This window comes from Flavobacterium sp., assembly GCF_035299245.1.
Taxonomy (GTDB): Bacteria; Bacteroidota; Bacteroidia; order Flavobacteriales; family Flavobacteriaceae; genus Flavobacterium.
In genome coordinates, this window is sequence record NZ_DATGWY010000020.1 from 48,439 (window position 1) to 55,050 (window position 6,612).

General features: G+C 36.8%; 7 protein-coding genes. 5 read left to right on the forward strand and 2 right to left on the reverse strand.

Features of this window, described 5'->3' with window-relative positions; translation table 11 throughout:
* The first annotated feature begins 23 nt into the window (after positions 1-23).
* Positions 24-1,178 (forward strand): aminotransferase class V-fold PLP-dependent enzyme, encoded by a 1,155-nt coding sequence (locus tag VK161_RS13570; RefSeq protein ID WP_324215331.1) that lies wholly within the window; start codon positions 24-26, stop codon positions 1,176-1,178.
* A 31-nt stretch (positions 1,179-1,209) separates the two neighbouring features.
* The gene (locus tag VK161_RS13575) at positions 1,210-2,130 is read left to right on the forward strand and encodes an FISUMP domain-containing protein (protein WP_324215332.1); all 921 of its coding nucleotides are present in this window, start codon (positions 1,210-1,212) and stop codon (positions 2,128-2,130) included.
* 204 nt (positions 2,131-2,334) lie between these two features.
* Here VK161_RS13575 and VK161_RS13580 read toward each other — a convergent pair whose 3' ends face one another.
* The gene (locus VK161_RS13580; RefSeq protein WP_324215333.1) at positions 2,335-3,039 is read right to left on the reverse strand and encodes a class I SAM-dependent methyltransferase; all 705 of its coding nucleotides are present in this window, start codon (positions 3,037-3,039) and stop codon (positions 2,335-2,337) included.
* 80 nt (positions 3,040-3,119) lie between these two features.
* Between VK161_RS13580 and VK161_RS13585 the strand changes: the two genes are divergently transcribed.
* Complete coding sequence (locus VK161_RS13585; RefSeq protein WP_324215334.1) at positions 3,120-3,617, forward strand: YkgJ family cysteine cluster protein; 498 nt, start codon at positions 3,120-3,122, stop codon at positions 3,615-3,617.
* A gap of 45 nt (positions 3,618-3,662) precedes the next feature.
* Positions 3,663-3,896, forward strand: coding sequence for a hypothetical protein (locus VK161_RS13590; RefSeq protein WP_324215335.1), 234 nt, complete (start codon positions 3,663-3,665; stop codon positions 3,894-3,896).
* Here the strand turns inward: VK161_RS13590 and VK161_RS13595 are convergent.
* Positions 3,885-5,096, reverse strand: coding sequence for a DUF1343 domain-containing protein (locus VK161_RS13595; protein WP_324215336.1), 1,212 nt, complete (start codon positions 5,094-5,096; stop codon positions 3,885-3,887). The genes VK161_RS13590 and VK161_RS13595 overlap by 12 nt on opposite strands.
* Before the next feature lie 66 nt (positions 5,097-5,162).
* Between VK161_RS13595 and VK161_RS13600 the strand changes: the two genes are divergently transcribed.
* On the forward strand, positions 5,163-6,398 hold the full coding sequence (locus tag VK161_RS13600) for an ABC transporter permease (protein WP_324215337.1): 1,236 nt from the start codon (positions 5,163-5,165) through the stop codon (positions 6,396-6,398).
* Positions 6,399-6,612: the final 214 nt, after the last annotated feature.

Here is a 6,612-nt window from a genome sequence, read left to right on the forward strand (position 1 = left end):
TATTTTTACCAAAAATTACATCCATGAAATCACATTTCCTTTTAGACGATTCAATTACATTTTTAAATCACGGTTCGTTTGGTGCTTGCCCAAAACCGGTTTTTGCCGAATTCCAACGCTTTCAATTGGAGTTGGAAACGGAACCCGTTAATTTTATTCAAAAGAAATTACCCGTTTATTTAAAAGAAGCCAAACTACCTTTAGCCGAATTTTTAGGTTGTGAAGCTGATGATTTCTTCTTTACTCCCAATCCGACATTTGCAATTAATACCATCATGCGCAGTTTGAATTTGCAAGCCGGCGATGAAATTTTAGCAACGGATCACGAATACGGTGCCATGGATCGAACGTGGAATTTCTATTGTAAGAAAACGGGAGCGAAATACATTCGTCAGGAAATTTCATTGCCCATAACTTCCAAAGAGCAAATCATAGAAGAGTTTTGGAAAGGCTATTCGTCTAAAACAAAAGTGGTGTTTCTGAATCATATTTCAAGTTCAACTGCCTTGATTTTTCCAGTGAAAGAGATTTGTGATAAAGCGCAACAATTGGGTTTGATTACTATTGTGGATGGTGCGCACGTTCCAGGTCATATCGATTTGAATATCGCCGAATTGAATCCCGATTATTACACAGGAACGCTCCACAAATGGATGTTGGCTCCGAAAGGAAGTTCGTTTTTGTACGTTAAAAAGGAATTCCAAAACGATTTGGATCCACTGGTGGTGAGTTGGGGTTACGAAAGTGTGTTTCCAAGTCACAGTCAGTTTTTGGATTACCACGAATACCAAGGAACCAACGACCATTCAGCGTATTTGTGTACGCCCAAAGTGATTGAGTTTTTGAAAGAAAACAATTGGAAAGAAAAATATAAAGCGTGTCGAAAATTGGTTTTTGACAATTACCAACGTTTTTGTGATTTGCTCAAAACCCAACCGATTTGCCCAATTACTGAAGAATTTTTAGGTCAAATGGCGAGTATTCCAGTTCAGACGGAAAAGCCAATGGAGTTGAAAGAGTTGTTATATACAAAATACAAAATTCAAGTTCCGGTGATGCCTTTGAACGGAAAAGTGTATTTGCGGTATTCGATGAACATGTACAATACACAGGATGATTTGGATGTGTTGTACAAAGCTCTAGAGGATATTCTGAGTAAAACAGATTTAATTAGCTGATTTTTTATAAATTAGCCATAAAAACAGCGTTATGAAAAAGATGTATCTCTTATTGTTATTTGTGTTTTCAATTGGAAACTGCTTTTCTCAAACTGTGGGAAGCGGAGTGACTGATGTGGATGGGAATAATTATGCTACTGTAATTATTGGTCAGCAAGAATGGATGTCAGAAAACTTAAACACAACCAAATATACTAATGGTGATATAATTGGGACAACTCCATATAACTCCTTTAATTACTTTACAGAAGACAACCCAAAATACGAATGGCCTTTGTTGGGTGTTCCTTCTTATGGGCGATTTTATACTTGGTATGCTGCAGTTGACCCGAGAGGTATTTGTCCTACTGGTTGGCATTTACCTACAGCAAACGAATGGGAAATTCTCTTCGAATTTTTAGGTGGTGTAAATGTTGCGGGCGGAAAACTAAAACAAACAGGTACAACAGATTGGGATGCTCCAAATATTGGAGCATCCAATAGTAGTGGATTCAACTCATTGCCTGCTGGATACCATCATTTTTATGGTAATTCAGACGCTCAGGGATTTAATTCGTTTTATTGGAGTTCAACAAGCATTACTGAAGATGATGCTTGGCATAATTACTTAAGCACTGTTGGAGAGAATGTGTACATAAACGGATTAAGTCCGACCAAAAAACTTGGTTTTTCTTGTCGTTGTTTAAAAAATGCTTCGCTGTCTTCAAGTCAACAAACACTCAATAATCTTAGGGTTTTTCCGAATCCAAATGCAGGAAACCTATTGTATATTGTATCTGACTTAGGATTGGAGAAACAGATTAAAGTGTATGATTTATTGGGTAAAGAAATCATTTACACAACAATTGAGGGTGAAACTCTCGATGTTTCTGGATTGGTTTCTGGAGTGTATTTTCTAGCGGTAACTGAAGCTGAAAACACAACCGTTTTGAAACTAATCATCCAACACTAATTTTTGAGCAGATTCTTGTTTTAGAACGCGCACTAGCCCAGATAGAAGTGAAAAGCGCAGTGCAGTTGAAAACCAATTTTTTGTTTTTGTAAAAAAGCGACCAACGGAAGCTGTTTTATAAATTACAAAAATGGTTTGAAACCAACTGCCTTGAAACGGATAGCTGGAAATAGCTACGGATTGCTTTGTCGTTCCTCCTTGTAATCACAATAAAGAAAGTTGTGCTAAATAATCAAAATGTTTGCCCTCGGTAATTAATTTGCAGTTCAAGCCATTGGCATGCGCAGCATTTTGCAAGGTATTGTAATCCAAATACAACCACGGAAACGGTTTTTCGGTTTGGTTTTTATAGGAAACGGTAAAGGTAAGTTCGCCGTAATAACCATCCGCTGGAATCCATTTGCTACCGTCTTCTTCTTCGTCGAATATGTAAATAATATCCGAGCTGTCAATGAGAATTTGACCATTGGGATTGAGCAAACTTTTTAGTTTTTGCAGGTAAATGGAGGTTTGTGCTAGTGTTCCAAAAATTCCAGTGCCGTTCATTAAAAGCAAAATGGTGTCGAAGGTTTCGTTGTGAATGTCGAGCAAATTTTGCACTCGTGCGTTTTTCAATCCGCGCAATTGACAAGCTTGAATGGCGTTTTCAGAAACATCAATTGAAGTGACATCGAATCCTTTTTCTTGCAAATACAAACTGTGACTTCCAGCGCCGCAACCCACATCGAGAATTTTTCCTTTGGATAACTGAAGCGCTTTTTGCTCCAATTTGGGCATCTCCTTGAAAGAGCGAAATAAGTAAGCAACGCTCATTTCATCGGCTTCCGAAATGTTGGTTTCGGTGATGAGGTCTTGAGGCTCATTATTAGTTTGATAGTCGAGAATGGCACGGCCGAATAAGTCTTTCATTTTTAAAGTTGCTGAGTAACTGAGTTGCTGAGTTTTTTGATTACTGATTTTAATTAACTTTGTCGCTCAACTTGAAACAAATGGTTAAACCATCATTAAACGAACTTGGTAAACTTGCCAAAGATAAGCATAACGAAAACAAAAAGTATTTCGATAAGCTGAAAAAGAAAACACCCAAGAAATTGGATTATGTGATGGAAGAATTGCACGAAGCCGAGTTCAAACGCACCGATTGTTTGCAATGCGCTAATTGTTGCAAAACTACTGGGCCACTCTTTACTTCGGCTGATATTGAGCGAATTTCAAAACATTTCAGGCAAAAACCACAGCAATTCATTGATCAGTATTTGCGTATTGATGAAGACAATGATTATGTGTTACAAAGTGTGCCGTGTACGTTTTTGGATACCGAAAACTACTGTATGATTTACGATGTTCGTCCGAAAGCGTGTAGAGAATTTCCGCACACCGACCGCAAAAAGTTCCAACAAATTTCAGATTTGACGTTGAAAAATGTGGCGATTTGCCCGGCAGCGTATAATATTGTAGAGGAAATGAAGAAAAAAATGCCATTGTAATACTAAGTAAATGTCTTTTCCGTTATTGTAAAAAAAACTGCTACAATGAAAAGACACTACTATGCATTAGTGGGAATTTACATTCTCTCACTAGTTTTCTCCGTTTTCGGATTTCTGGTGGATTCCGACCCCAACACCAATTCCATTTCGATGAACATTTTTGAAATTGTAATGCTTTCCTTTATGATTTTCGGAATGATATCGGGCGTGATTTATGGTTTGTACTTAATGTATTATTTGATAGTAAAAAAATTACTCAAACAAAAATTAGTAGATTAGGTACTTTTGACGCATTAGTTTAAAATCTTCAATGCCTTTTTTCCAAGTGTCTCTGATTTTTTCTTCAGGAAAACCTTCTTCAATTTGTTGTTGTAATTTTCGTGTTCCAGCTAATTTCGGAAAGAAATCGTTGAAAAACTTGGTTTTATCAGATGTGGTTTTGTAGGCTTTGATGAGCCATTGTAATTCGAGGCGAGTTACTTTTTTTACGGTAGATAAATCTTCGCCATAACACAAAACGCCTTTGTGAACAGGATCTTTGGCGCCTAAGTTGGGCATCGGCGTGAAACTGAAATCACTTTTCTTAGAAAGAAATGGAGAACCGTAAATTTGAAATTGTTTTTCAGTACCACGTCCCAAACTTACATTGGTTCCCTCAAACAAGCACAAGCTAGCGTAAAGATTAATGGCTTGGTCGTTGGGTAAGTTAGGCGACGGTTTTACGGGTAAGCTGTACGGCATTTCACGTTTGTAGTTTAGGCATCGTATGACTTTCAATTCACATTGAATTCCGTCTTTTAACCATTTTTCGCCATTAATCATTTGAGCGTATTCGCCAATGGTCATTCCGTGTAACAGAGGAATAGGATGCATGCCTACAAAACTGGTGAATTCTTTTTCCAAAACCGGACCGTCAACAATGCTTCCGTTAGGATTTGGTCGATCTAAAACTACTAAAGTGATTTTATTTTCGGCACACGCTTCCATTATATAATGTAGGGTAGAAATGTAGGTATAAAAACGCGCTCCAACATCTTGCAAGTCAAAAACCATAATGTCAATGCCTTTAAGTTGTTCTGGTTTGGGTTTTTTGTTGTTTCCGTACAGTGAAATAATGGGTAAACCTGTTTTGGTGTCTTTTCCGTCTTTGATTAATTCGCCTGCGTCAGCTGTTCCGCGAAAACCGTGTTCAGGCGCATATATTTTTTTTAGATCGATTTTTCGAGCCAATAAAAAGTCAACCAAATGGGTTTTGTCGGAAAGAATTCCCGATTGATTGGTTACAATGCCTACTTTTTTCTCCTTAAGTATCGGGAAATACGCTTCGATATTTTCTGCGCCAGTTAGAATTCCTACAGTAGCACCAGGATTTGAGGCAACAGCGACTTCACTTTTTAAAGTAATTGGCGTTCCTGCTTTACACGAAATGGAAAAAAAACTAATTACCAATAAGAACGAATAGGAGATAAGGTATTTCATAAACTTTTGCTATTTACACTTTTAAACTTTGTCTGTTTCTCTATCTTTGCAACAAAACAACGCGTATTGAAACTAGAATATTTCATTGCAAAACGACTTTTTAACTCTAAAGAGCATAAAAGTAGTATTTCTGCACCAATAATAAAAATTGCAATCGCTGCAGTTGCCATCGGAATAGTCATGATGATCGTTTCAATTGCTACTGGCATTGGACTACAGCAAAAAATACGCCAAAAAGTAGCGGCGTTCAATGGTCATATTATAATTTCGAGTTATACAGGGAATCAATCGGACGTAAGTACTGATCCTATTTCAATGAATCAGAAATTTTATCCTACATTCAAATCGGTCAAAGGCATTAAGCACGTTCAGGCAGTAGCAAGTAAAGCAGGTATGATTCGCACCGAAACTGCTTTTGAAGGAATAGTATACAAAGGTGTAGGTAAAGATTACGATTGGAGCAATATAAAGGAGTATTTGACTGAAGGTCGAATTCCGAATCTTAAAGGCAATCTTAACACAGAAGTAGTCATTTCACAATTCCTTGCTAATCGTTTAGATTTAAAGTTGGGTGATTCATTTAATACCTTCTTTATGAAAGAAGATGCAAACAAGATGCCTAAATCAAGACGATTTAAGATTGTAGGTGTTTTTAATTCGGGTTTTCAAGAATTTGACTCCTCGTTTATTTTAGGTGATATTCGACACATTCAAATGATTAACCGTTGGAAGGCAAATGAGATAGGCTCATTCGAAGTTTTTGTAGATGATTTTTCCATGATAAAAGAAAGAACCAACGAAGTCTACAATGAGATTCCTTCAACATTAAATGCGCAACCAATAACCGAAAAGTTTTATTACATCTTTGAATGGTTGGAGTTGTTCGACTTTAATATTATAGTTATTCTGGTAATTATGATAATAGTGGCTACCATAAATATGATAGTGGCATTGCTAGTTCTTATTCTCGAAAGAACTCAGATGATTGGGATTTTAAAATCGATGGGAACTACTAATTGGTCCATTCGAAAGATATTTTTGTACAATGCCTTCTACCTTATTTTAAGAGGTTTGTTCTGGGGAAATTTAATTGGGATTGGTTTGTTAGTACTACAGAAACAATTCGAAATCATTAAACTCAACCCCGAAAGTTATTACGTTACAGTAGCTCCTGTAGATATTAACTTGTTCTTTATTTTACTGCTCAATTTAGGTACAATTGCGGTTTGTCTTTTTGTTTTATTGGTGCCTTCCTATATAATTACCAAAATTTCTCCAGCAAAAACCATTCGTTTCGAATAGGTTAGAGTCTCTTTATTTTTTACTAGAAGCTAATCCGGCTATTCGCTCCAATCTGTCATTGCGAGGGATGAAGCAATCAAATCACCGATTGTTTGCGCAATGCCAGGATTTCCACTGCTATCCGGGCTATGGCATTTGTGATGTTAAGAAATGTAGTTTAACTAAGAAGAATAGCTTTAAAATCCCAAAAACCAAAAAAATCTGTGTTTCAAAA

Bases quoted from the DNA above. Each gene is read 5' to 3' on its own strand.
- VK161_RS13570 (WP_324215331.1), top strand. From the start codon at position 24: ATGAAATCACATTTCCTTTTAGACGATTCAATTACATTTTTAAATCAC.
- VK161_RS13575 (WP_324215332.1), top strand. From the start codon at position 1,210: ATGAAAAAGATGTATCTCTTATTGTTATTTGTGTTTTCAATTGGAAAC.
- VK161_RS13580 (WP_324215333.1), bottom strand. From the start codon at position 3,039: ATGAAAGACTTATTCGGCCGTGCCATTCTCGACTATCAAACTAATAAT.
- VK161_RS13585 (WP_324215334.1), top strand. From the start codon at position 3,120: ATGGTTAAACCATCATTAAACGAACTTGGTAAACTTGCCAAAGATAAG.
- VK161_RS13590 (WP_324215335.1), top strand. From the start codon at position 3,663: ATGAAAAGACACTACTATGCATTAGTGGGAATTTACATTCTCTCACTA.
- VK161_RS13595 (WP_324215336.1), bottom strand. From the start codon at position 5,096: ATGAAATACCTTATCTCCTATTCGTTCTTATTGGTAATTAGTTTTTTT.